The 24657-nt window shown below is 52.4% G+C and carries 22 protein-coding genes; 13 read left to right on the top strand and 9 right to left on the bottom strand.

Features of this window, described 5'->3' with window-relative positions; all coding sequences use genetic code 11:
• Positions 1–20 precede the first annotated feature (20 nt).
• The 5 genes from V7775_RS00110 to V7775_RS00090 form a co-directional block, all read right to left on the bottom strand.
• On the bottom strand, positions 21–866 hold the full coding sequence (locus V7775_RS00110; RefSeq protein WP_335749821.1) for a hypothetical protein: 846 nt from the start codon (positions 864–866) through the stop codon (positions 21–23).
• Positions 866–2434, bottom strand: coding sequence for an acyl-CoA synthetase (locus V7775_RS00105; RefSeq protein ID WP_335749820.1), 1569 nt, complete (start codon positions 2432–2434; stop codon positions 866–868). The genes V7775_RS00110 and V7775_RS00105 overlap by 1 nt, the downstream gene beginning before the upstream one ends.
• A complete protein-coding gene (locus V7775_RS00100) occupies positions 2431–3612 on the bottom strand; it encodes an acetyl-CoA acetyltransferase (RefSeq protein WP_335749819.1) in 1182 nt (393 codons plus the stop codon). The genes V7775_RS00105 and V7775_RS00100 overlap by 4 nt, the downstream gene beginning before the upstream one ends.
• Before the next feature lie 4 nt (positions 3613–3616).
• Complete coding sequence (locus V7775_RS00095; RefSeq protein WP_335749818.1) at positions 3617–4486, bottom strand: IclR family transcriptional regulator; 870 nt, start codon at positions 4484–4486, stop codon at positions 3617–3619.
• A gap of 474 nt (positions 4487–4960) precedes the next feature.
• The gene (locus V7775_RS00090; protein ID WP_335749817.1) at positions 4961–5884 is read right to left on the bottom strand and encodes a LysR family transcriptional regulator; all 924 of its coding nucleotides are present in this window, start codon (positions 5882–5884) and stop codon (positions 4961–4963) included.
• A 207-nt stretch (positions 5885–6091) separates the two neighbouring features.
• On the opposite strand from V7775_RS00090, the gene V7775_RS00085 reads away from it, so the two are divergent.
• From V7775_RS00085 to V7775_RS00075, 3 genes are all read left to right on the top strand, one after another.
• Positions 6092–6466, top strand: coding sequence for a hypothetical protein (locus tag V7775_RS00085; RefSeq protein WP_335749816.1), 375 nt, complete (start codon positions 6092–6094; stop codon positions 6464–6466).
• Between the two features lie 51 nt (positions 6467–6517).
• Positions 6518–7531 carry a zinc-binding alcohol dehydrogenase family protein gene (locus V7775_RS00080; RefSeq protein WP_335749815.1) on the top strand — a complete coding sequence of 338 codons (1014 nt, stop codon included), beginning with the start codon at positions 6518–6520 and terminating at the stop codon, positions 7529–7531.
• A gap of 285 nt (positions 7532–7816) precedes the next feature.
• Positions 7817–8839 carry a helix-turn-helix domain-containing protein gene (locus tag V7775_RS00075; protein ID WP_335749814.1) on the top strand — a complete coding sequence of 341 codons (1023 nt, stop codon included), beginning with the start codon at positions 7817–7819 and terminating at the stop codon, positions 8837–8839.
• A gap of 25 nt (positions 8840–8864) precedes the next feature.
• Here V7775_RS00075 and V7775_RS00070 read toward each other — a convergent pair whose 3' ends face one another.
• Together V7775_RS00070 and V7775_RS00065 are read right to left on the bottom strand one after the other, a co-directional pair.
• A complete protein-coding gene (locus V7775_RS00070) occupies positions 8865–9431 on the bottom strand; it encodes a hypothetical protein (protein ID WP_335749813.1) in 567 nt (188 codons plus the stop codon).
• Positions 9432–9609: 178 nt separating this feature from the next.
• On the bottom strand, positions 9610–10038 hold the full coding sequence (locus V7775_RS00065; RefSeq protein WP_335749812.1) for a GNAT family N-acetyltransferase: 429 nt from the start codon (positions 10036–10038) through the stop codon (positions 9610–9612).
• A 795-nt stretch (positions 10039–10833) separates the two neighbouring features.
• On the opposite strand from V7775_RS00065, the gene V7775_RS00060 reads away from it, so the two are divergent.
• Positions 10834–11346 (top strand): hypothetical protein, encoded by a 513-nt coding sequence (locus V7775_RS00060; protein ID WP_335749811.1) that lies wholly within the window; start codon positions 10834–10836, stop codon positions 11344–11346.
• 365 nt (positions 11347–11711) lie between these two features.
• Here the strand turns inward: V7775_RS00060 and V7775_RS00055 are convergent, their stop codons facing one another.
• The gene (locus V7775_RS00055; RefSeq protein ID WP_335749810.1) at positions 11712–12689 is read right to left on the bottom strand and encodes a GlxA family transcriptional regulator; all 978 of its coding nucleotides are present in this window, start codon (positions 12687–12689) and stop codon (positions 11712–11714) included.
• Positions 12690–12770: 81 nt separating this feature from the next.
• Here V7775_RS00055 and V7775_RS00050 point away from each other — a divergent pair, with 81 nt between their 5' ends.
• From V7775_RS00050 to V7775_RS00030, 5 genes are read left to right on the top strand one after another with little or no spacing between them, the layout of a single operon-like run.
• Complete coding sequence (locus V7775_RS00050) at positions 12771–13469, top strand: GntR family transcriptional regulator (protein WP_335749809.1); 699 nt, start codon at positions 12771–12773, stop codon at positions 13467–13469.
• Positions 13459–14367: a dihydrodipicolinate synthase family protein gene (locus V7775_RS00045; RefSeq protein WP_335749808.1), complete on the top strand. Its 909-nt coding sequence runs from the start codon at positions 13459–13461 to the stop codon at positions 14365–14367. Before V7775_RS00050 ends, V7775_RS00045 begins: the two co-directional genes overlap by 11 nt.
• The gene (locus V7775_RS00040; protein WP_335749807.1) at positions 14364–15836 is read left to right on the top strand and encodes an aldehyde dehydrogenase; all 1473 of its coding nucleotides are present in this window, start codon (positions 14364–14366) and stop codon (positions 15834–15836) included. The genes V7775_RS00045 and V7775_RS00040 overlap by 4 nt, the downstream gene beginning before the upstream one ends.
• Entirely contained in the window at positions 15833–17383 is a 1551-nt protein-coding gene (locus V7775_RS00035) for a trimethylamine methyltransferase family protein (RefSeq protein ID WP_335749806.1), read from the top strand. Before V7775_RS00040 ends, V7775_RS00035 begins: the two co-directional genes overlap by 4 nt.
• A 1-nt stretch (position 17384) precedes the next feature.
• Positions 17385–18722, top strand: a complete 1338-nt coding sequence (locus V7775_RS00030) for an NAD(P)/FAD-dependent oxidoreductase (RefSeq protein ID WP_335749805.1) — start codon at positions 17385–17387, stop codon at positions 18720–18722.
• 25 nt (positions 18723–18747) lie between these two features.
• Here V7775_RS00030 and V7775_RS00025 read toward each other — a convergent pair whose 3' ends face one another.
• A complete protein-coding gene (locus tag V7775_RS00025; RefSeq protein ID WP_335751034.1) occupies positions 18748–19599 on the bottom strand; it encodes a LysR substrate-binding domain-containing protein in 852 nt (283 codons plus the stop codon).
• Between the two features lie 144 nt (positions 19600–19743).
• On the opposite strand from V7775_RS00025, the gene proX reads away from it, so the two are divergent.
• From proX to betC, 4 genes are all read left to right on the top strand, one after another.
• Positions 19744–20700 (top strand): glycine betaine/L-proline ABC transporter substrate-binding protein ProX, encoded by a 957-nt coding sequence (proX, locus tag V7775_RS00020; RefSeq protein WP_335749804.1) that lies wholly within the window; start codon positions 19744–19746, stop codon positions 20698–20700.
• A 66-nt stretch (positions 20701–20766) separates the two neighbouring features.
• Positions 20767–21786, top strand: coding sequence for a quaternary amine ABC transporter ATP-binding protein (locus V7775_RS00015; protein ID WP_335749803.1), 1020 nt, complete (start codon positions 20767–20769; stop codon positions 21784–21786).
• A 9-nt stretch (positions 21787–21795) separates the two neighbouring features.
• A complete protein-coding gene (locus tag V7775_RS00010) occupies positions 21796–22713 on the top strand; it encodes an ABC transporter permease (protein WP_335749802.1) in 918 nt (305 codons plus the stop codon).
• A 6-nt stretch (positions 22714–22719) separates the two neighbouring features.
• Positions 22720–24240 carry a choline-sulfatase gene (gene betC, locus V7775_RS00005; RefSeq protein WP_335749801.1) on the top strand — a complete coding sequence of 507 codons (1521 nt, stop codon included), beginning with the start codon at positions 22720–22722 and terminating at the stop codon, positions 24238–24240.
• Positions 24241–24657: the final 417 nt, after the last annotated feature.

Below are 24657 nucleotides of genomic sequence, written 5' to 3'. Positions count from 1 at the left end.
CTCCCTAATTTATTTTGGCTTCAGACGTCTAATCGACTGAGAACCAGTTCCGCCGTCACAAGGACTGCGTTTGTTCCACGGGACAGACGCCCCGATAGGATTTTCGTACCGTCTGTGCCGACGATAACGATCTCCGGCCCCGATTTTGCATCTGGCCCGCCAGTTCCGGCAATGGCATCGGTGATCAGAAATTCGGTTGGCAGACTGTTCAGTACCTGCCCATTTTCAAAATGGGCCGTATTCACACTGCCGATCCCATGTACACGGGCGGCAGCCCAACCAAGAGCGGCGCAGGCATCATCCAGTCCCATGGTGAAATCCTGATTGGGCAGCAACCGCACAGCTGCATACTCACCACCTCCGAGGGCCACTTGATCGACATGGAACAAGTCAAAATTGGTCTCTTCGTCAGCTCGGCGATCAAACCGCGCGCCAACCAGACCGATACCACGGGCTGTGGCCGGAGTTGCCAAATAGGTCTGTGGAGCAAGTATATGACCCATTGCACCTAAGCCACCATCAGGTGTCCATGTGCCGTGCCCATGCAGAAACGACACGTCGCCATGACGCCCCACGATCATCCCAAGATGATCGATCCTGCCCTTTGCGAATTCACGTTTGTCGGAATACCACGCCACGTGCGTGTCGTCCGGTGCTTCTGCTGGTATGACGTAGTTCAGTTTTTCAACATCTGCATCGAATATTTCCAACCACGCACTGTCTAACCCTAGTGGGCCCAAAGCCTGTGCCACAGCATCTTCTAACGGAATACCCGCAGCCAAGGTCACCTCGACGGGGCGCCCGTCACATGGAGCCAAATCCATGCGCGTGCGGCGCACTGGCCCCGGATGGAGGACGCTACGCATTATGCAGCATCCTCAGCCAAGCGACGTTCAAGCTCTGCCCGTACCAGACGTTTGGCCATTTTGCCGTACCCGGATTTAGGGATCTCATCCCAGACGTAGAACGCTTTGGGCATTTTGTAGGATGCTATCTTGTCTTGTAGAAATACTTCCACTTCGGCGGCAGGCAAATCGACCCCTGCACGTGGTGAGACAACAGCTATACCAATTTCGCCCCATTTCTCATCAGGAATCCCAAAAACTGCGGCCTCAGAGATGTCCGGACATAGCAGCAGTTTTTCTTCGATTTCCCGCGGATAGATATTAGACCCACCCGAGATATACATGTCGGATTCGCGGCCTGTGATGTACAAATACCCTTGGTCATCCATGTGCCCAAGATCGCCCGTCCGAAACATGCCATTGCGAAAGCTCTTTTCGTTCGCGTCCGCGTTCTGCCAATACCCTGCAAAGACGGCGGGGCCTGTTACACATATCTCGCCCGTCGCACCAAGCGCGCAAGGGGTCCCGTCTTCAGCTTGAATTTCAACCTGCATGCCAGTGCGCGGGAACCCGCATGTGCCAATGCGCGCATCCTCGCCGCTTGAGTGCTCAGAGGGCGGCAAAACGGTGATGTTGCCCGTGACTTCGCCCAAGCCGAAATATTGTACAAGAACCGGACCTAATACATTCAGTGCTTTGATCTGATCGGTACGGTACATTGGCGCGCCTGCATAAATCACATAGCGCAGCGAGCTATGGTCATGCGCTGAAACCTCTGGTGCCTCAACCAGCATTTTCAGGATGGTCGGCACCGTAAAGATGTTGGTGATCTGCCATTTCTCGACAAGCGACCAGATCTCGCCGGTGTCAAATTTGGAGGCCGAGGTCAGGATGGTCGGTACACCGCGCGCAGCCATCATCAACTGATGCATACCCGCCCCGTGTGACAGGGGTGCCACGACTAACGACGCATCTTCGTGTGTTGTGCCCGGCACTAGATCACATAGGTGATTGTTGATCACAAAACCAACTTGCCCATGCGTGAGGATCGACGCTTTGGGCCGTCCGGACGTTCCAGAGGTAAAGAAGAACCAACAAGGATCATCACGATCGACAGGCGCAAGGGGAGGGGACTGCATCCCTTCTTGTGCCATCAATTCATCAATGTCCGGGGCGAAGTCCGCCTTGCCAATGGCAAGACATGTGGTGGGCCCTTTTATCGCTGCGTGATCCGGGAAGCCAGCGTCACAAAGCAACAGTTTGGCTCCAGATAATTCTGCCATCCAGGTCAAATCATCCGGCGCGCCGCGAAAATTGGCAGGCACCCAAACAGCGCCAAGCCTAAAGCACGCAAACATGCTTTCAAAGAGCTGGTTGTTGTTGCGCGACTGGATAAGGACCCGGTCGCCTTTCGCAATCCCGTGTGCTGCAAAGACTGCCGCCATCGCCTTGATACGTGCGTCCAGTGAGGCCCATGTCCAACTTTGGTCACCCCACACAAAAGCAGGTTTGTCCGCCAGCCGCCGCGCGTTCTGTTCGACCAGATGTGCAAGGTTCATGGTGCGTGTTGAAACAGGGGTGACGGTCATTTTACGCGTTCCAGAATTGAGACGTAATTGGTTACCGCAGCACCACCCATATTGAACACACCGGCAAGGTTGGCGTCTGCGATCTGCATATCACCCGCTTCACCCATAAGTTGCATTGACGCCAAAACATGCATCGATACACCCGTCGCCCCAATGGGGTGACCTTTTGATTTCAATCCCCCAGACGGGTTCATCGGCAGCTTGCCGTCTTTTTGGGTCACGCCCTCGCGGATGGCCTTCCAGCCCTCGCCGGGTTTGGTCAGGCCCATGGCCTCATATTCGATCATCTCGGCCATGGTGAAGCAGTCATGCGTCTCAACCAAAGCTAGATCATCCAACGTAATACCAGCTGTTTCCTTTGCACTATCCCAAGCACGCCGTGCGCCGTCAAAGGCGGTCATATCCCGACGCGAAAGTGGGAAGATATCATTTTGATGCGCACGGGCACGGAAAGCGATAGCGCGTGCTAATCCCTCTGCCGTGGCACGGTCTGTCACCACCAATGCCGCTGCGCCATCCGATACAAGGCTGCAATCAGTGCGCCGCAATGGGCCTGCAACGCGGGGGTTCTTTTCGGAGATGGTATTGCAGAAATCGACACCGAAATCCTTGCGCATATGGGCAAATGGGTTGCCCATGCCGTTGGCATGGTTTTTTGCAGCGATCATCGCCAGTTCTTTAGATTTGTCGCCGTATTTCTGGAAATAACTGTCCGCGATCTGGCCGAATATCCCAGCAAAACCAGCGGGCAAACCGTCCTCTTCCTTGCGATAAGCACCTGCAAGCAAGATGTCTCCGACTTCTGCCGTAGGGGTGGCTGTCATCTTTTCCGCGCCGATGACCAAAGCGATGCGCGCGCGTCCCGCTTCTATCGCATCAATCGCAGTATAAAGCGCGGCCGTTCCCGTGGCGCAGGCGTTTTCAACACGCACAGCAGGGGTGTTCTCCAATCCCGGCACTGCGACGGACACAAGGCCCGCGTCAAATCCCTGTTTTGAAAACCCAGCGTTCAGAACGCCGACAGTAACAAAATCTACGTCCGCGGCCTCCACGCCTGCGTGGATCAATGCATCTGTGCCAACACTTGCAAACAGCGCTTCGATGTCTTCGGCGTCCAGTTTGCCAAAAGGGCCATGGGCCCAGCCGACAATAACTGCATCTCCTTGATCTCGTGTCATGGCGTTATCCCTTTTTTCCTAAACTCAGTCCGCCGGACCCAAACTTGGCGAGAAGTTTTTCAATGCGTTGGACTTCGTCCAGCAATGGTCCGGTTAACTCTTTTTGACGCTCTGGCGTCATGCGGCTTTCGATCGCAGCAATTGTGAGAGCACCTAAAATTTCACCCGACGGAGCGCGGATCGCTGCAGCAATGGCCCAAGAGCCGGGGAACACCAGCCCCGGATTAAGTGCCACACCCGTTGCGCGCGCGTCTGCGACCTGTTGCAAAAGTGCGGGCACATCAAGTTCGGCACGTGTCTTACGAATGCTCTCGGCATTCGCGTTCAAGATATCCTCTACCTCGGCGTCGGGCAGGATGCTTAGGATTGCCAGTGCCGCCGCACCCAAACCCAATGGATGCCTGTCCCCAACGTTCAGAACATGGGTGCGGATTGGGTACTGGCCTTCTTCCCTATGGAGGCAAACCGTGGATAAACCCTCCAACGCGGACAAAAACGCGCAATCCCCTGACAACACAGCCAATCTCGCTAAGCTATCTCGTGCCAAGTCATGGAAGCCGAAATCAGGTCGCGCAAGCTGACCCAAAACATAAGCCTCCGAGCCAAGACGGTATCGGGCTTGCTCTTTATCATGATGTACCAATTGTGCCTCGATCAGTGAGACAAGCAAACGCCGTAAGGTTGGATTTGGAAGCCCTGACTCACGCGCTAAATCCGAAAACCGAGCCGACCGGAGGCGGCCAACCAAGCGCAGCACATCTGCGGCACGCAGTACGGTTTGCGCACCATCCCCACGTTTCGGCGATATCTGAGGCTCTATGTCCATGTAAGTCAGTTTAAGTCCGTATAGCGGATTAAGTATTTCATGAATCATACCATAATGGCCCATTTCCCATCAGGCAATCATAAATGAGTGAATTGTTTAGTGAAGTAAGTCCGTTATTAGGACCATTGCTTTGCTAAGAGCGTAAAAGTGAAGATATGGCGGACTCTTAGAGTGCTCTCAGATCAGTATTTTTATTTGAACCGATGGGTGCTCGCACATGATATTATGAACCGACAAAACAATATCAATTTCATTGATTTAACGCTTGGCACTAGGTCACGTCAGAATGGCTAAGCCAGCCAAAAAGAATGATCTTCCGCCTCAAAATGAGATGGGGGCTAACATTTAAAAGTGCGTCTCATTGATGAGACGGGTCTAATCCCAAATTTGAGACACTAACCTTGCCGTCAATGACAGAGAGTTCGTGCCGCTGCAAAGCGGAGAGCGGCAGAAAGGAGAGCCCTCTACCTTATCGCCACGTCCCAACAGATGTCAGCTTTTGCGATTTGTGGTCTGAAACATCTAACGGGCATTTGTCGATGAGTTGATGGATGAAAGAGTGCTCCCAACTTCTTCCACCAGAAAATCGATAAAGACCCGTACTTTCGCGGTCAGAACATTTGACTTTGGGTAAACAAGCCAAAGCGCAGTCTCATCATGCACAACATACTCAGGCAATATGCGTTGCAAAGTACCGTTTTTCAGCTCCTGGTGTACACTCCACACTGAGTTTTCAGAGATACCAGCACCCGCAATAGTTGCGATTTTCTGGCTGAGTCCATCATCGAACGTTAATCTTGTACCTGACAGCTTCGGATCAAATTCCCCAATCTGACCGTCTCTATCGATAAAGCGTTTCACGGCCTCACAGTTAAATGTCATCACTTGATGTTTTTTTAGATCATTTGGGTGTTGCGGAGCGCCGTGGTCCGCGGTGTAGGCGGGGGAAGCGCACAGAATACGTGTATCATCAGCCAGCTTTCGAGCCTTGAGGCTGCTATCCTCCACGGCCATATTTCGAAGTGCGAGATCAAAGCCGCCATCGAATAGATCCATTTGGGTGTCTGAAAGTTTGAGATCGAGGTTGATGCCAGGATGTAGCTTTAGAAACTTTGGCAATATCGGAGCGATGTAGAGCTGAGCGAATGTACTTGGGGCCGCAAATCGCAGCTTGCCAGTAACAATGGGATTGCCCAGACCCAATGCCGCCAACGCAGCATCTTTTTGTGCCAGCATTTCCTTTGCATACGGCAGGAACTCTGCCCCTTCCAATGATAAGGTCACTTTGCGCGTTGAGCGATGTAACAGTTCCGCCCCCATAGTTTTTTCCAACTTGGCAAGCCGTGAACTGGCCACTGCGGGCGCAAACCCCAGTTCCCGCCCTGCGGAACTGATGTTCAACTTTTCTGCAGCCAAGATGAACAAACGTACGCTTTCGGTATTCATATGATTATATCCATTTCGCGAATTTTGAATTCTATTTGTGCCATATTACTCGTGTTTTAAATATAATATACAAAAAGCTTAACAGAAGTTTGGGGTGATACTTGTGGGCTGTGCGATTGCAACGCCCCAGTCGGATGCCACAGTAATTCCCAGAAGTAGGCGCGGTGAAGTGACCTTTTCTTGGGATAAAGAAAAAGGAAAAATATGATGTTCGAACACATTGGTTGGATCGTTGAAGCCAAAATCAAAGAAGGACGTCGCGAAGAGTTTGCGGCCATTGTTTCAGAGATCGTTGCTGAAACCCGCAAAGATGGGCCTGTTATTGTTGCATTGAACCCTGGTTCATTACTGGCAAGCAAGATGGTGAAAGAAGGCTTTGGTATTGCAGGTAATGATTTGAGAATTGGTGCAGAAATCATCCATAAAGCAGCTTTGTCGGACGAGTTTTCGGGTGCGTCTGGAAAGTACTTTGATAACGACATTGGCGCCTTCGGAATGCTCCACGCTGACGCGCAGAACGCAGGGACATGTCAGAGTGTCATAACCGCTATTGAGGCCGCGCTTGCCAAACTTAAGAACTAAGTCTCAACAAAAACCGCTTGTAGAAAAACAAATTAAACCAAGGAGAAAACCATGAAAGCTGTTGGATATAAAGTCGCTGGTATACTCGATCGTGACAACGCTCTTATTGATATCGAAATGGATAGACCAACTGCACATGGACGTGATCTATTAGTGCGTGTACAAGCCATTTCGGTAAATCCCGTTGACTGTAAAATCCGCAAAAGCCGCGCGCCGGAAGGTGATGAACCTGTCATTTTGGGTTGGGATGCAGTGGGAGAAGTGGTGGAAGTCGGTGATGAAACATCGATGTTCAAAGCTGGAGACACTGTCTGGTATGCAGGCGCGATCAATCGCCCGGGCACCAACGCTGAATACCATTTGGTTGATGAGCGCATAGTCGGACGTAAGCCAAAATCCATCTCGGATTCCGCGGCAGCAGCTCTGCCGCTAACGTCATTAACGGCCTATGAGATGTTGTTTGATCGTCTGCGTGTGGATGATCAAGTACCCGGAGCTGCGCCCGCAGTTGTAATTATCGGTGGCTCAGGTGGGGTAGGGTCCATCGCGATCCAATTATTGCGCGCAAAAACTGATCTGACTGTCATCGCTACTGCGTCACGACCTGATACTCAGGCTTGGGTCAAAGAGCTAGGTGCGCATCATGTTATCGATCACAGCAAACCTCTGACGGCGCAAATCGAAGCACTTGGGATGGGCCAACCCGGATACGTGTTTTCGACGACACACAGTCATCAGTACATCGAGCAGATAGCCGAGTTCATCGCCCCTCAGGGACGTTTTGGGCTGATTGATGATCCGGAATCTCTGAATATCATGCCGTTTAAGGTGAAAGCCGTTTCGACACATTGGGAGCTGATGTTCACACGTTCACTGTTTGAAACTGCTGACATCACACGTCAACACGACATTCTTAACGACGTAGCAGACATGCTTGACGCAGGGAAAATCCGATCAACGGCCACTGAAACACTGGGCAAGATTGATGCGGCGACGCTGAAACGCGCGCATGCAATCCTTGAAAGCAACAAGTCAAAAGGTAAATTGGTTCTCGAAGGTTTCTGAAAGGGCAGGGTGGCACGCGTAAAATTGTGCCACCCATCGGGTTTCCAATCTATTTTATTGGTTCTTACTGACCTAGTTTTATAAAGTACCGTCGTACAAAAATACCCTCGTGTAAAAATACCGCATATAAATGTCGGCGTTTATGGAAAATCGCTCAAACGGGCTTGCGATCAATCTCAATGGGATGTTCGTGCAGAACCCAGTGTTACTGTTGACCCAATGTTCTTTTTCAAAGAGACCTCAATGGGGGCTACTTGGATTGCCCCATCAAGATCGGGAAGCATGATGACCACTTTGCCCCTAGCATGGATTGTCAGTGTTTTGACTTCAATTGCCGCGTTTGCATTGTCTCAAGACACACGCATTCCTTTCCCTGTACGGCTCTTCTTTTGCACGTTTCTTCTAACGCTGGCCGCGGCTGGCTTGTTGTTGGGGCTTAGACTTTCATTTGACACGAGGTGGGCCGCACAACTTCAGCCACTGGTCGCAGTGATGGTCGCGCCATCGGCATATCTAGGTTTCCACGCATTGACCCAAAACGGCATGCTCGATTGGCAAAAACTGTTGCTGGTGAACGGTGCTCCAGTTGCTTTAACCCAAGTTGCGATACTATCGGGGCTCCCCGTGTCAGCGGATGTGTTTGTCTTGGGCATTACCAGTATCTACCTTTTTCGCCTTGCGCGGATGTTGCCCTGCAATGCGGATGACTTCGTGCATGTTGCGCCACACGCCATGCGTATTTTGCGCTCGGCGATTTATGCCACAATTATCTTGCTTGGTATGATGGTTGCCTCAGACCTTTTAGTCTTGGCCGCCAGTCTATTGGCGGGAGATGCCATCGTTTTGAGTTTCTTGACTGGAATTTCGGGGGTGTTTACTGCGTTTATCTTTGTTGTTGCACTTATCGGTGCTCCGATGTTGTTGCGGCCGTCAAAAGGCACCTTGGCCAGCCCTGAGAACCCGACTGACAGCGACCGCGAAATGTTGGCCACGCTCGATGCGTTCATGAATGACAAACACGTTTACACCGACAGCAACTTGACGCTTGCGCGGGTAGCGCGACGGTTATCGGTTCCAGTTCGAGATGTCTCAACCGCGATTAACCGAATAACGGGTGAAAATTTTTCCCGGTACATTAATGGCTTTCGTGTTCGCCATGCTCAGGATGCTTTGCGCAAAAACGAACTGCCGATCACAGAGGTGATGTTTGACGCCGGGTTTGTCAGTAAATCAAGTTTCAATACTGAATTTCGCAGGATTACTGGGCGGACGCCGTCGCAGTTTCGGTCGGGCAGGGAAGACGTTTAGCGGCATCTACCCTGCCTGTTTGTTTCTACAGTTTCGAGCAACTCAGGCGGTTTGTCGTTGAACCAAATACATCCGCAACAACAGAAGTCCCCGGATTAAGCACGAAGCCGTGGCTTTCACTCAATCCGCTTTCAATGATGATATCCGCGTCAGGGTCATTCATTTGGCTGCTGATGGTGTACATGTCGCTTACGACATCTTCACCGCGCGCGAGCGCGTTTGAAACGCGTGCGGACTGAAGGATTAGATGAATTGGGTGCGCTTTATGGGTCGAGACGCCGTTGCCCCCAAAATCCCCAGCAACGAACCGTAACCGCAGGCTTAGGCAGTCTTGTCTATTATCACTTCGTATGACGGCGGTGCCACGTCCCGTGACGCCTCGCAACTGCAAAAGATTTGCAACGCGTGGCGTTTGAATTTGGACAATCCCATAAGCACCAGCGGGTATTTTTTGCCCCGTTTCGGTTTGGATTGCCTTGCTTGTTGGCCAAATTACCTGCGGGTCGGTTTCTTGTGCGTTTGATGCGAAGGGGGTGAAAAGTACAACCGCAAGCGTGATTAAACGGGTGAACGGGTTGAGGTGAATTAACATTTGGAAAGTCCTTTTGTGCAGAGTTGGCTGAGTTCCCGCAAGCAGCGACAACATCTTGCACTTAGGAAATCGCGGCGTGCGAAACGCCCAGATACACGATCTAGAACGTCCGAAATCGCCATTGCGAACTTGGTCTACGATAGGAAGGCTTCAATCTGTGACACCTTCCCAACGGTTGTTATACCGCTGGCATAGCCATCTTGAAGGTTTCGTCTCCACTGGCTTCGAACTTTCCTTCCCCAGTTACTGTAAAACCGTATCGCTCATAGAATGGCAGGCCAATTCTGTTGTCCTTGAAGACTTCGACAGTCAGCGGCCCTTTGATGGCAACAACATGATCGACCATCTGGCGCCCCAAACCCTTGCCTTGCTGAGAGGGGGCAAGGAATAGGCCGCCAATTTCGGTGTCGATCATTGCGATGAAACCAACCGGTAACCCATCACCTTCCAGCACCCAAATTTCGGCATTGGGGAGATACATGTTGCGCATGTCTTTTCGGACTTGGTCTCTGACTTCGGTAGACAGAAATGGATGCGCAAGCGGTTCTGCGTGGTCCCAAATACGGATCAAGGCTTCTGTGTCTTCAGTTTTGTATTTACGGATCATTGTCTTTCTTTCTGTTGGATGTAATTGATCATTTTGCGAGGCGATTTATCCACGGTTTTGCGTTCAGTCAATTTGGAGGAGTTGAACCCGAATTGACCTGTTAAAGCGACCATAACTTTTATACGGCTCAAGATCCTGTAACTGCTGCAATGCCCAACAGTACGAGTGACTGAAACACGGATGGAACAATCCCGGCGCGCACCGAAATTTGCATTTTTCGGGCACCTCCATTCAGGGGGCGGGGCGCTAAACCAGTCATGTTAGGCAATACCGCGCTGAGGCTAAGGCTTGATGCCAGCCACAGGATCATCGCCGGGCGTGGGGTTGTCTTTGAAATTTTCCTCAACTTGGAAAGATCTGTCCTTTCGCTTTAACGTAACACGGATTTCATTCAATGGCCTCACATGCCGTCAAGATATGGGCATCGTAATTGAAGGATTGGCATGCTGGTTTCGGACCCGAAGGCAGTGGTGATAGGATGACACACTCTAAGTCGAGCCAAGCCCCAGCTCGCGTTTTAGAACGTTCGAAATCGCGAGTTCAAACATCGTAGGCGCGTGGGATCTCTCACATGGGTACCATTACCTGCCTATTGTTGGGGCTCGAGCAAGCAATAACTTCCCAGGAAAATAGGAAAGTGGGGCCGATTTTTCCGAATGCTTCAATCACCCACGACCGCTTTGGTGATTGTAGCTATAGTCAAATACGCAGTTTTATCGCCACCAAGTTGCGATCCCAATTTCATATGTTGAGGAGCTGACTTATAATTAAATTAATGAGCGCAAATTAATAGGAATGACAACAAACCTAACATCAAAACGCGGCCGCCCACCACACTCTGACCAGCGAGCAACACAAGACTGTATTCTTGACGCAGCCCTTGAGGCCCTCATGCGAGAGGCTGGCCCTGACCTCCTTGGTACCGTTGCTGGGGGCGTGGAATTGGACCAATTTTCAGCACAAACTGCGATCCCAGAAATGGTTGGTTCCATTGTCGAGGCTTGGACCGCACCAGGTGCCAGAGCCTTTACATCACTGATCTTGCGCATGGGACCCGACGGGATCGGCAACTCATTGAAAGAAATGTCAGCACGATTGCGGCCTGTTTTCGACGCATGGCAGGTACGCGGCGAGTTACGAGCTGACATCACGGTCGATGTCGCCATTTGGCAGGTGTTCGGCCCGCTCTCTGCGCTCCGATTGGCTAACCAAAATGGCAGCTCAACCGCGGGCTGTCATCGCTCATCGCGTGATCGTTTTGCCCGATCATCATCGCCAGTGTGTTCTCTGTCATATTCGGGATTTTGAACTGGCTTCAAGCCGCCATTGGCGATGCCGCGAGGTCGTAACAATTGGCGTCGCGATGCCGTTCTTGGCGATGGTTTTTCTGTCGTTGGTATTGATTAGCTTCATTCCCGCCATCGTTCGCACTCTCTCAGGCGACATCAACTCAGGTCTCGCAGGGTCAGTGACAGGCGGGATCGGGCGGTGAGCCTATCAGCAGACGTTGGGACTTGTCTAAAGGTCGCAACCTCAGCGGTCCAGCAGGCGTTACCGGAACCCCGCGATCTGCGGCAAAACCCCACTGCACTACCGCCAAGACCGGACACAGCACGTCGCTCTTTTGTAAACGATCCGGGGCATAGATCCGATTACGGCATCAGCCATCGTGGTTATCCCTTTTTGTCTCGATAAGAGCCGTAGGGCGTTTCGCCATATTCTGCTCGAAACGTTTTAGAGAAATGAGACGGCGATGTGAAACCGGTGGCCAAAGCAATTTGTATGATTGCCAGATCAGTCGTTGCGAGTAGGTTCTTAGCGTGTTCCAAACGTAAGAACTTGTAGTGTCGCCCCGGTGACCGCCCAATGTATTTTCTAAATAATCGTTCAATTTGACGTCCTGAAATTCCCAAATTATCGGCGATCTCTCTTGTTGAAATTGGTTCCTCTAAGTTTGCGCTCATATATGCAAGTGACTGAAGAAGGATGTGATTTCTTGTTCCAAAGCGTATGTGGTCTGGCATCCTTTGCACGTCATCTTCGTGTCGAACCTTTGGTAAAACAAGTTGATCTGCGATTTCGACTGCAAAATCTCGCCCGTGGGCTTTAGAAATTATGTGCAACATGAGTTCAGCACCTGCGACGCCACCAGACGCCGTGAAGGGCCTTGATTGGGCATGGAATGCGTTCGGCGAAACCTTTATGTCAGGGAATTTTTCGTTAAACATTGGGTAGTACTGCCAATGAACCGCACAAGTATTGCCGTTCAAAAGACCAGCTTCGGCTAGAACGTAAGCCCCAGAACACAATGCCCCAAGATTTACTCCATGTCTGTATTGGGCACGCAGGAAAGCACTTAATTTTTTTGTAACCTTATCCTCCGCCGCCAGTCCGGACACGACATACAGTGAGGTGCCAGCCTTGAGGCTTCTCAGGTCAGATTGAACCACCGTTTCCAACCCGTTCGAGCTAAGCTGGCTGCCGCCACCTACTTTCATCAAACTCCAAGCATACAGGTCTTTTTTGCTGAGGAGGTTCGCCACGCGCAGCACTTCGATACTTGATGAAAGCGCAAGGTGTGTGAAGCCATCCAAGAGAAGGAAGACGAACTCTTCTGGGTCTGTTGGGGTAGCGAAGTTTGGGCGACCCATAGGTACCCTTTCTACGAATTTCTTGTGTTGACCTAAGTTGTATTTCGAATGTATACATATTGTGTATAGGAATTATTGAACATGAACAAGAAGTCGAATTGCCTGTCTGATTTGCGTGAGCGAATTTTATCACAAGATATTGCGCCGGGATCGGGCATGGATGAGGTCAGCTTATCGGCCCATTATGAAATTTCCCGAACGCCCCTTCGAGAAATCCTGCACCGGCTTGCAGGAGACGGTTATGTCGAGATTGAGGAGAACCGGGGCGCAAGAGTTTCCTCGATGGACCTTTCCGTGATGCGAGTGTTTTTCCAAACCGCCCCATTGGTCTATTCCACAATCGCACGATTGGCCGCTGAGAACCGAACAGGTCAGCAAGTTGATGTTCTTAAATCCACGCAAGTTAGCTTTGCTGCAGCTGCGCGGGCAGGGGATACAGCGGACGCAGCGCTCCTTAATCATCAATTTCACGAGCAAATTGGCCAGATGGCTCAGAACCCGTATCTACTCATTAGTTTGAAGCGGATGTTGATCGATCATACACGCCTCAGCCAGACCTTCTTTCGCCCGCAATCGGAGGCTGACAGTGCCCGTATTGCCAAATCCATCGACCAACACGATGCGATGATAGCCGCCATTGACGCCCGCGAACCTGCGCTCGCAATCGATCTTACGTTGCGGCATTGGGATCTGTCCCGCGATCAGATGGAAAAATACGTGCGTCCCGACCCGCTTCCCCTTGATGTCATTTCAATGAAGGACCGCCGCAATGCAATTTGAAGGTATCTACACACCAGTCATTACGCCCTATTTTGAGGACTTTTCAGTTAATGAAGAAGCGCTTGCTCAGACGATTGAGTACCTAATTTTAGCGAGCGTAAACGGTCTTATCATTGCGGGTTCTACGGGCGAATATTATGCCCAAACCGAAGAAGAACGCCTTTGGATGATGCAGCGCTGTGCCGAGCTGATCGCGGGTCGCGTGCCGATGATCATTGGAACAGGCGCAATTCGTACAGAAGATTCAATACGCTACGCCCTTGCAGCAAAAGAGGTAGGGGCGGATGCATTGCTGGTTGCCACGCCACCCTACGCTTATCCAACGGGTCGCGAAATTGCGCTGCATGCGTTGGCGATTGATCGCGCGGCAAACCTGCCTGTGATGCTATATAATTACCCGGGCCGCATGTCGGTGAACATGGACGAGGAAACGTTGGATCGTCTGGGAAGGTCCCCGAATTTCTGCGCGATCAAGGAAAGCAGCGGCGACATTAACCGGGTGCATATGTTGGCACGCGATTACCCCCATATTGCGCTGTCTTGCGGGATGGACGATCAGGCGTTGGAATTTTTTGCTTGGGGGGCGCGCTCGTGGGTTTGTGCGGGATCCAACTTTGCCCCCGAAGCGCATATTGCGATGTATCGCGCCTGCGCTGTTGAGGGTGATTTCACCAAAGGCCGCGCCATCATGTCAGCTATGTTGCCGCTGATGAGCGTGTTGGAGCAAGGCGGCAAGTTTGTCCAATGCATCAAATACGGCCTGACCCTGCGCGGCATTGATGCGGGACCGCCACGCAAGCCGCTGCAACCCCTGAACAAAGACGACAAACGTCAGTTGGCCGAGGTCATCCGCACTATGAACACCGCAATTTCGAGCATCACCGGAGAGCAGATATGAGCGATCTTCTAACCCACGCAGAATACCTTGCCATCGCCAAGGACATTGATTTCCCACGCACCGCGTTTATCGACGGGAAATACCGAGCAGGAACAGGGGCGGTGTTTGCAACTACGAATCCCGCGTCAGGTGAAGAACTGGCGCAAATTTCCGGCTGTGGCGCTGAAGATGTGGATTTCGCTGTTGGCAAAGCGCGGGGCGCGTTCGACCAAGGCCATTGGTCCAAGCTGCACCCATCCGAGCGGAAGGACGTGCTGATTAAGCTGTGCAAATTGCTGACCCGCAACCGCCGTGAATTGGCGGTGATGGAAAGCTTGGAAAGCGGCAAACCTATCCTCGATTGCGAAACAGTTGACGTACCCGAAACGATCCATTGCATCAAATGGCACGCCGAGGCGGCAGATAAAATCTACGATCAAACCAGCCCGACTGGTGATGACGCGATTTCGATGATTGTACGCGAGCCGATTGGCGTGGTTGGTGCGGTTTTGCCATGGAACTTCCCATTGATGATGTTGGCATGGAAGATCGGCCCTGCGCTTGCTGCCGGCTGCAGCGTAATCGTCAAACCTGCCGAGCAGACCTCAATGACTGCGCTACGGGTTGCGGAACTTGCGGCTGAAGCGGGTGTGCCGCGCGGTGTTTTTCAGGTGTTGCCGGGTGACGGTCCAAGCGTTGGTGAACCTTTGGGCAAACACATGGACGTCGATATGGTTAGCTTTACCGGATCAACAGAAACGGGGCGACGGTTCTTGCGTTATGCGGCAGACAGCAACCTCAAAAAGGTGGTGTTGGAATGCGGTGGCAAGAACCCTGCGGTGGTGTTTGATGACGCCGAAAACCTTGATCACGTGGCCGAGCATGTGGTGAATGCCGCGTTCTGGAATGGTGGGCAGAACTGTTCTGCGACCTCTCGCCTGATCGTGCATAAGGCCGTGGCAGAGACGTTGCTTGAAAAGATAGCCGCCCGTTTGCGAGATTGGAAAATGGGCGATCCGCTTGATCCAGCCAATCACATCGGGTGCCTAATCGACAGTGAGCACGCCGCAAAAGTGCGCGGATACATTGACGATAAAGGCAAAGACAATTTCGTAGCACCACAGGTCATCCACGCCAAAGTGGGCGACACGCTGGCAACGGATGAAGTATTTGGCCCAGTGTTGGCAGTCATAACCGTTGCTACAAATGACGAAGCGATTGAGGTCGCAAATGATACGCAATACGGCCTCGCGGCATCCGTGTTCACGGCCAACACACGGCGCGCCATCCGCGCGGCCCGCGACATCAAAGCGGGCACAGTGACCGTCAATTGTTACGGTGAGGGCGATATCGCCACGCCATTTGGGGGCTACAAACAATCCGGTTTTGGCGGGCGCGACAACGGGGTGCATGCCCACGATCAGTTCACTGAGCTTAAGACAATCTGGATTGATTTGACGGACCCTACTGAAGGGGACAACGTAGGATGAGTATTGCTGCAGTTGGATCGGTCCGCCGAGGACGTGGAGCGCGAAGGGCCTTGCGACAGACGCGTGATGTGAAAATGTTGCCTGCCCTGAAGCGCGGTATTCCGTTGATGGAACCGATGGATGCGGAGCAAGTTGAAAAAATCGACAACGCATCGATGGCGATCCTTGAAGACGTCGGCGTAGTGTTCCGTGATCCAATTGCACTGGAAGACTGGAAACGGGTTGGCGCCGATGTGCGTGGTGAAACCGTGCATCTGGACCGCGCCTTGGTGCGCGAATTGATAGCGACCATTCCGTCGTCGTTCACCTATCACGCGCGCAACCCGGCCAATAATCTGCCGTTTGGCAATGACCATTCGATCTTTGTACCCATGACGGGGGCTCCTTTTGTGCGCGGGCTAGACGACGTACGGCGTAACCCGACGCTGGAGGATCTGGCGAATTTCCACAAACTCAGCCACATGCTTCCTGCGATGCACTCTACCGCGCATCATATCGTCGAACCCTATGACCATCCGATTAGTCAGCGGCATTTGCGCATCACATACAGCTCGATGAAACACTCGGACAAAACGTTCATGGGCATGACCACCAGCCCCAAGAACGCCGAGGACGTGTTGGAAATGTGCGCAATCCTATTTGGGCGTGAGTTCATGGAAACCCATCCGGTTGTTACCGGAAATTGCAACGGCAACTCGCCGTTGGTTTGGGATGAAACCATGCTCGGCGCGTTGCGGGCGTTTGCAAAGTACAATCAACCGATCCTGTGTTCTCCCTTTGTGCTGGGCGGCGCAAATACGCCAGCGGGCGTTGCGCCAACGGTGGCGCAGCTGAACGCCGAGGCGCTAAGTGCGCTGGCCTATACGCAGGTTGTGCGCAAAGGCACGCCTGCGATTTACGGGCACTACCTTGCGACAGTGTCGATGAAGTCTGGGGCGCCGATGGCTGGCACACCAGAGATCAGTTTGATGAATATGATGATTGGGCAGATGGCACGGCATTACGATGTACCGTGGCGCACGTCTAATACGCTGGGTGGGTCCAAGACGTTTGACGCGCAGGCGGGTTATGAAAGCGCCACGACGCTGATGGCGGTGATGATGTCAGGGGCAAATTACGTTTGGCATTCCGCAGGCTGGAACGAGGCAGGGATGCACTGCTCTATGGCCAAATTTGTGGTCGATGCAGAACAATGTGCAATGGCACATCGCATGGCGTCGGGCATTAAATGGGACGATTTTGATGTCGCTTTGGGTGCGGTGCGCGACGTTGGTCCAGGGGGCCATTATCTGGGCCATCCACACACGCTTGAGAACTTTCAAGAGGCGTTCTTTATGCCGGAAATGTTTGATAACAATTCAATCGAGCAATGGCAGGCCGATGGGTCTGTCGAGATCAACGAACGCGCCACGACCCGTGCCCGTGATCTGTTGAACGAATACGTTGAGCCAACTTTAGACGCTGGCGTAAACGACGCGTTGCTTGACTATATCGCGCGACGGGAGCGTGATATTCCAGCGGCTGACGCCCTTAATCAGGACCTCTAATGTGACGATCACGGTGACCAAATTGCCCGTTGATCCGGGGCCTGCAGCGTGGAATAGGCTGTTGCCTGATCCTTCCTCGGCACAAACTGTTGAAGGGGACATCACTGCCGATTTCATTGTGATTGGCGCTGGTTTTGCCGGACTGGCTGCGGCACGGCGGCTTGCGCAATTGCAGCCAAGCGCACGCATTGTTGTGCTCGAAGCATGCCGCGTGGCCGATGGTCCTGCAGGTCGCAATTCAGGTTTCATGATTGATCTTCCTCATGACCTTGCCTCCTCTGATTATGGCGGCGGTCTGGCTGAAGACAAAGCGTTGACCGATGAAAATCGCCATGCAATCAACTTTGCGGCCGATATGGCGGCGGATTTCGGGCTTGGGCGCGACGCGTTTAATCAATGCGGCAAGATCAATGCCGCTGCGACGTTAAAAGGCGATCAACACAATCGCGATTACGCAGCCCACTTGTCCCAAATGGGTGAGCCTTCACAGATGTTGGACGCCAATGCGATGGCTGCGATCACTGGCACGTCCTATTATCGCAGCGGGTTGTTTACTGCAGGGACGGCAGTGATCCAACCAGCAGCTTTTGTGCGCGGTTTGGCGGATGGCCTGAGCAAGCAAGGCGTGCAAATTTTTGAGGATAGCCCAGTAACCGCGCTTGGGCGATCTGGTGACTGGGTGGCAACCACCCCGCGTGGACGTGTCACGGCGCCAAAGGTTATTCTTGCGGTGAACGGCCATCTTAACAGTTTTGGCTTTTTGCGGGGTCGCTTGATGCATGTTTTCACCTATGCCTCAATGACGCGACCTTTAAGCGATGCCGAGGCTTTGACCTTGGGCGGTCACGAGATTTGGGGTCTCACTCCAGCCGATCCAATGGGCACAACCGTGCGCAAGTTTCGCGCGATGGATGGCTTGCGCATCGTTGTGCGCAACCGCTTTACTTACGATCCGTCGATGGAAGTTGGCCAGCGTGGCATCGAAAATGTGGCACGCGATCACGACCGTGCTTTCGCAGCGCGGTTCCCAATGTTGAGTGGCGTATCGATGGACTATCGTTGGGGTGGACGGCTTTGCCTAAGTCGCAACAACGTCAGCAGTGTACGCGAGGTTGAAACCGATCTGTATTCGGCCTGCTGTCAGAACGGGTTGGGCACGGTACGGGGTACTTTGTCGGGGATGTTGGCGGCGGAATTGGCAACAGGTACGCCATCCACGCGGTTGGATCGCGCCTTAGCGAGCAAGGAGCCCAGCAAGCTGCCCCCTCAGTTGATCGCGACCTTGGGGGCTAAGGCCGTATTGAAATGGAAAGAATGGCAAGCAGGCGCAGAACTGTAGAGTTTGATGATTTTCAACTGCTACTTCAGTTAAACTGCGCCTCGATCCACGTACCGAATGTAATTGCATGTTCATGTTTGGGCCGTTGATACAGATAATAGAAATCCCTTTGAAGGTGCGGAATCTCTGGTATTGTTTTGAGTGACCCATCCGCAAGAAACGTATCAACCAGAGGATGTCCGGCTAGCGCAATTCCTTGACCTTCGATCGCGGCCTGCAGCATGTTGATATACGTGTTGACATAAACGCCGGACCGCTCCTCTGGCGGGCTAAGCTCGCGTTGAGAAAACCAGTGATCCCATCTGGTTTCCGCGCGGTACCTACCAGACAGAAACAAGAGCCGCTCTTGGCGCAAGTCCTCTACGGTTTTTAAAGCTGTGTGCGCTTTGTAGCGAGGGCTGTAGATGGGGAATATCGTTTCTTGTATCAGAGGGCTCCAGCCTGCATCGGTCAGCGCATCGGGGCTGTAGCGGACGGCAACGTCGATGCCTTCCGCCTCAATGTCGATGTATCTGTCTGAAACAATGAGATTAACCTCGATGTCAGGGTGGCGGGAACCAAATTCGATCAGACGCGGCATCAGCCAATAGGTTGCGAATGCGGATGTGACAGTTACAGACAGCCGCGAGTCCGATGCATCAGCGCGTTGTCGCGCCAATGCTTGGGTAATCGTGTCCAGTGCTGGATTGATCCCCTTCGCAAATGCCTCACCGTTTCGGGTTAACGCAACCGTGCGGTGGTTGCGTGAAAATAGCTTTTGACCAAGAGCATGTTCCAATTCAGCGATCTGGCGGCTGACCGCAACGCGCGATACCCCAAGATCAGCTGCGGCTTTTGTAAAGTTTTCAGCACGTGACGCCGCCTGAAACGTCACCATATTTCTCAATAAGTGAACATCTTTTCTGAGATTTGCCATAACGTATTAGTTAACACAGTGATGCCTTATCAGCAACTACACGCGATCATTAGATAGGTTAGGCTTTGATCAGGAATAAGCCGACTACATCAGGGGACAGAATTAATGATAAAACTAACACTGACGACAGCGATTGCAGCGATCACCATTGCAGGGGCAGCTTTTGCACAAGACATGCCTGGTAAGGGCGTTACGGTCGAACCCATCAAAGGATCGCCAGCAAACGCATGGTTTCAGCATATGGTGGTGCAGTTAGGACTTGAGGCGCTTGGTTATGAGGTTGAAGAAACCCGTGAGGCGGACTTCCCAGCATTGCACCTTGCCGTGTCCTCTGGCGATGCATCCTACACGGTCAACCACTGGCAACCTTTGCATAATCAGTTCTATGACAAGTCTGGTGGCGACAGTGTAATGGTGCGTGACCACGCGGTTATCACTGGCGCGGGTCAAGGCTACTACATCGACAAAGCGACCGCCGAGGCGAATGGCATCACCAGCATCACTCAGCTATCCGACCCGGCCATTGCGGCCTTGTTCGATAGCGATGGTGACGGAAAGGCGAACCTGTCCGGCTGTAACCCTGGTTGGGGCTGCGAGCTAAAGATCGAAGAGCATCTAGATACCTTCGAATTGCGCGACACCGTGCAGCACGATCAGGGTAGCTATTTCGCCATTATGGCCGATACAATCACGCGCTATAACGAAGGCACTGCAATTCTGTATTACACTTGGACACCCAACTGGATCAGTGACGTGCTCGTGCCTGGAACGGATGTTGTGCAAATCGGCGTGCAATTAGGCGATGCTGCGATCGACCCCGGCTTTGCGGTCAATGACGTTTATGTCGTTGCGAACAAGAAATTCATGGAAGCCAATCCGGCCGCTGCGACCTTCCTAAGTACTGTTGAAATCCCAATCGCTGCGGTTAACGCCGCCCAGGTCAAGCTGCGCGATGGTGAAGACACCGTTGAGGATTTCCGCCGCCACGCTGAAGACTGGGTTGCTGCAAATCAAGACCAGTTTGACGCATGGGTCGCTGAAGCGGCGGCTGCTGGTAACTAAAACCTCCCTGTAACTTGGGGCATCGGAAAAACCGATGCCTCTTTTTTCTAAAAAGAGAGGCGCAGTATGGCCGAAGTTGAGATTGAATGCCGTAACCTTTGGAAGATTTACGGCGCACGTGAAAAAGAAGCGTTGCAAGCAGTTCAGGCAGAGGGCCTTTCTAAGGACGAAGTTCGTGACCGCTTTGATTGTGTTCTGGGGGTGCGAGACGCAAGTTTCAGTGTCAACAAAGGTGAGATATTTTGCATCATGGGCCTGTCTGGGTCTGGCAAGTCTACTTTGGTCCGTCACATCAACCGTCTCATTGAACCTACATCAGGTGAAATCCATGTAGCCGGCCACCGAGTGGATACAATGGGCGAAGTAGAGCTTCGCCAACTGCGGGCTGAAGCCATCGGTATGGTGTTTCAACACATGGCGCTGTGGCCGCACCGCACGCTGGCCGAAAACGTAGGCTTTGGTCTTGAGGTCCGCGACGTGCCGCTGCCCAAACGTCGTAAAGCCGCTGAAGAAGCGCTTGCGGCTATGGATCTGCAGGGGTGGGAAGATCACTATCCCGATCAATTATCGGGCGGAATGCAGCAGCGTGTCGGCCTTGCCCGCGCCTTGGCGGCTGATCCAGAAATTCTGCTGATGGATGAGCCGTTCTCGGCCCTTGATCCGTTGATCCGGCGACAACTGCAGGACCAGTTTTTAGAGCTGTCCAAAAAATTGAAAAAGACGACAGTGTTCATCACCCACGACTTGGACGAAGCGATCCGCATGGGTGATAAAATCGCGATTATGAACGACGGGGTCATCGTTCAAACGGGTACCCCAGAAGAAATCGTAACCAACCCCAAAGACGCCTATGTCGCTGAATTTGTCAAAGGCATCAGTCGCGTCACTCTGGTACGTGCGCAAACCATTATGGCACCCTTGGATGGACAAAAAACAACACCCAAAACGGTGCCGTTGGACAGTGAATTGGGTGACATCATGGACCAGTTTATGGACGATCAAACACCGGTCACTGTGCATGATGCCGAAAACAACGCCGTAGGGATCATTACGATCACTGACGCATTGCGCGCCTTGCGCGGATAGGGGCAAAACATGGATATCTGGAATATCTTTGACAAAGAATGGGTGCCTGTTGGCACTTGGGTCGAAACCGCCTTGCAATGGGTTGTCGATAACTTTCGCTTCGTTTTCCAAGCGATCAAGGTGCCGTTTGACATTGTACTGACTGGTCTTGAGGATGGTTTGACAGGCGCACCTGATCTGTTGATGTTAGCTATCATCGTGGTGATTGGTTGGCAGGCAGGTGGTCGGAAACTCGCACTTGTCACGGCAGCATCGATGATCTCAATCGGATTGATGGGCGCGTGGGAAGAAAGCATGGTTACGCTATCCATCGTGCTAACTTGTGTTATTTTCTGTTCGCTGATCGGGATCCCTCTAGGGATCATGGCGGCACGAAATGACAGGTTCTGGACAGTCCTGCGACCGCTGTTGGATTTGATGCAAACTATCCCGTCATTCGTTTACCTCGTTCCAATCGTAATGCTGTTTTCCATTGGCAATGTCTCAGGGGTGATCGTCACGTTCATCTATGCGCTTCCGCCAGTTGTGCGCCTTACCAATCTGGGTATCCGTCAAGTGCGGAGCGACATGGTCGAGGCCGCGCGCGCGTTCGGTGCCAGCAAGCGACAAACCTTAATAAAAATCGAGCTACCTCTCGCAATGCCAACAATCATGGCGGGGGTGAACCAGACCATTATGATGGCGTTGTCGATGGTTGTTGTCGCTTCGATGATTTCGGTCACGGGTCTTGGCCAGATGGTGCTGCGTGGCATTGGACGTCTGGACATGGGTATCGCGACGGTTGGTGGTTTAGGCATCGTGTTTCTTGCCATTGTTATCGACCGCATCAGCCAAAGCTTCGGCGTCTCAGCCCGCGATCGTGGGCATAAAAAGTGGTATCAGACGGGCCCTATCGGCGCGCTTCGTAAACTTGCTGGTAAGGAATAAATTACCATGACTTCACCTAACATTCTTTTCATTCAAGTAGATCAATTAACGGCAACGGCATTGCGGGCTTACGGGGATACCGTTTGCCATGCACCTAACCTTGATCGTCTTGCTGAAACCGGCACGGTATTCGAGACCGCATATTGCAATTTCCCACTGTGTGCGCCGTCACGATTTTCGATGGCCGCAGGTCAGCTGTGTTCCACCATTGGGGCCTACGACAATGCCGCGGAAATGCCCGCATCCATCCCGACCTATGCGCATTATTTGCGCGCTGAAGGCTACCAAACTGCGCTTTCAGGCAAAATGCACTTTATCGGCCCAGACCAATATCACGGGTTTGAAAAACGCCTGACGCCTGACCTGTATCCCGCGGACTTCAGTTGGGTGCCGTATTGGGGGGACGAGGGCGAGCGAGACACCAATGATCAACGCTCTGTTTTGGTATCGGGTGTCTGTGAACGTTCGGTCCAGATTGATTTTGACGAAATGGTGACGGCCCAAGCCGTGCAGCATCTCTACAACCTTGCCCGCTCTGACGACAAACGGCCCTTCTTCCTTCAGGTGTCCTACACCCATCCCCACGAACCCTATTTGTGCCGGAAAGAGTACTGGGACCTGTATGGGGATGTTGATATTCCGTTGCCAATGGTTCCGGCACTCTCTGCAAATGAACATGACGCCCATTCGCGTCGTTTGCTAGCAGATTTCTCAATGCTCGACATGCAATTCGCCGACGAAGACATCGCGCGCGCGCGCCGTGCCTATTACGGGTCAATCAGTTATATCGACGAGATGATAGGTCAGTTGTTCAGAACCTTGGATGCGATTGGCAAGACTGAAGAAACAGCAATCATCTTTACGTCAGATCACGGTGAAATGCTGGGCGAGCGGGGGATGTGGTTCAAGAAACATTTCTATGAACGTGCGCTTCAAGTCCCACTGTTGATGAAATTACCGGGGCAAACTCCGACACGGGTATCCACGCCTGCGTCCCTCGTGGACTTGCTGCCTACATTCATGGGGATCGCTACTGGGGATGCTTGGCAAAGCGAGATTGAAAACCTCGAAGGGCATGATTTGACACAGACCTTGGGCGCGCCACCAGAGCCCGACAGGCCCGTTTTCGCAGAATATCTCGCAGAAGCGACGCCCACGCCGATCCTGATGATCCGCAAAGGCGATTATAAGTTCATCTATTCCCAGTTTGATCCTATTTTATTGTTCGATCTCAAAAATGATCCGAATGAGCGCACAAATATTGCCGATGATGCCGATCAAGCCGATCGAGTGGCAGAGTTGAAAAACCTCGTGTCGGAAAAGTGGGATATCGACACGCTGACCGCAGAAATTGTCGAAAGCCAAAAACGCCGTCGATTGATTGTCGAGGGCTACAAAGGCGGTGTCAAACCGCGCTGGAACCATGCTGAAGAAGCCCACGACGAGGTCATTTGGTATCGCGGTGAAGGTGGCTACAATGAATGGGCATTTTCGTTTCTTCCGGTAAAGATAGATGCCGCAAACTGAGCTACTATTGCGCAGATCCTCATGTCGAGGTCAGGTTGGGGGACCATCGTATTCTATTGGCCGAAAACTGTGGACCGTCGCTTGACCGCTATTTCACTTGAATCTGCTCTGGGCTGTTCAAGTCTGTTTAGGGCACCCGATGGACCCTACTTTGCATAGCCCGCTGCCTGCGCATCGCTGCCGTTGGCACGGGACGCAGCAAAGTTCTGGTTTCCGCCCAATGTGTCAAACGGCTATGTCCGTTTTGGGCTGGGAGCGATCATCGCTCCCAATGAGGTGAACGATAGCTTCGTCTACATAACCGCCTCTCGCCTTCCAATTTGGCGTTGATCTCCTGTGTAAACGCAGAGAAAGCCAGCAAAGAGCTGATATTATTGAAAACCTATTCCTTGATTGAAGCGTGATCTACTGTCTCAA

Source organism: Sulfitobacter sp., from assembly GCF_036960155.1.
In the GTDB taxonomy this organism is placed as follows: domain Bacteria; phylum Pseudomonadota; class Alphaproteobacteria; order Rhodobacterales; family Rhodobacteraceae; genus Sulfitobacter.
Note: the sequence above shows the minus strand (reverse complement) of the source record. Positions and strands in the feature narration are given on the sequence as shown.

Bases quoted from the DNA above. Each gene is read 5' to 3' on its own strand.
- V7775_RS00110 (WP_335749821.1), bottom strand. From the start codon at position 866: ATGCGTAGCGTCCTCCATCCGGGGCCAGTGCGCCGCACGCGCATGGAT.
- V7775_RS00105 (WP_335749820.1), bottom strand. From the start codon at position 2,434: ATGACCGTCACCCCTGTTTCAACACGCACCATGAACCTTGCACATCTG.
- V7775_RS00100 (WP_335749819.1), bottom strand. From the start codon at position 3,612: ATGACACGAGATCAAGGAGATGCAGTTATTGTCGGCTGGGCCCATGGC.
- V7775_RS00095 (WP_335749818.1), bottom strand. From the start codon at position 4,486: ATGATTCATGAAATACTTAATCCGCTATACGGACTTAAACTGACTTAC.
- V7775_RS00090 (WP_335749817.1), bottom strand. From the start codon at position 5,884: ATGAATACCGAAAGCGTACGTTTGTTCATCTTGGCTGCAGAAAAGTTG.
- V7775_RS00085 (WP_335749816.1), top strand. From the start codon at position 6,092: ATGTTCGAACACATTGGTTGGATCGTTGAAGCCAAAATCAAAGAAGGA.
- V7775_RS00080 (WP_335749815.1), top strand. From the start codon at position 6,518: ATGAAAGCTGTTGGATATAAAGTCGCTGGTATACTCGATCGTGACAAC.
- V7775_RS00075 (WP_335749814.1), top strand. From the start codon at position 7,817: ATGACCACTTTGCCCCTAGCATGGATTGTCAGTGTTTTGACTTCAATT.
- V7775_RS00070 (WP_335749813.1), bottom strand. From the start codon at position 9,431: ATGTTAATTCACCTCAACCCGTTCACCCGTTTAATCACGCTTGCGGTT.
- V7775_RS00065 (WP_335749812.1), bottom strand. From the start codon at position 10,038: ATGATCCGTAAATACAAAACTGAAGACACAGAAGCCTTGATCCGTATT.
- V7775_RS00060 (WP_335749811.1), top strand. From the start codon at position 10,834: ATGACAACAAACCTAACATCAAAACGCGGCCGCCCACCACACTCTGAC.
- V7775_RS00055 (WP_335749810.1), bottom strand. From the start codon at position 12,689: ATGGGTCGCCCAAACTTCGCTACCCCAACAGACCCAGAAGAGTTCGTC.
- V7775_RS00050 (WP_335749809.1), top strand. From the start codon at position 12,771: ATGAACAAGAAGTCGAATTGCCTGTCTGATTTGCGTGAGCGAATTTTA.
- V7775_RS00045 (WP_335749808.1), top strand. From the start codon at position 13,459: ATGCAATTTGAAGGTATCTACACACCAGTCATTACGCCCTATTTTGAG.
- V7775_RS00040 (WP_335749807.1), top strand. From the start codon at position 14,364: ATGAGCGATCTTCTAACCCACGCAGAATACCTTGCCATCGCCAAGGAC.
- V7775_RS00035 (WP_335749806.1), top strand. From the start codon at position 15,833: ATGAGTATTGCTGCAGTTGGATCGGTCCGCCGAGGACGTGGAGCGCGA.
- V7775_RS00025 (WP_335751034.1), bottom strand. From the start codon at position 19,599: ATGGTGACGTTTCAGGCGGCGTCACGTGCTGAAAACTTTACAAAAGCC.
- proX (WP_335749804.1), top strand. From the start codon at position 19,744: ATGATAAAACTAACACTGACGACAGCGATTGCAGCGATCACCATTGCA.
- V7775_RS00015 (WP_335749803.1), top strand. From the start codon at position 20,767: ATGGCCGAAGTTGAGATTGAATGCCGTAACCTTTGGAAGATTTACGGC.
- V7775_RS00010 (WP_335749802.1), top strand. From the start codon at position 21,796: ATGGATATCTGGAATATCTTTGACAAAGAATGGGTGCCTGTTGGCACT.
- betC (WP_335749801.1), top strand. From the start codon at position 22,720: ATGACTTCACCTAACATTCTTTTCATTCAAGTAGATCAATTAACGGCA.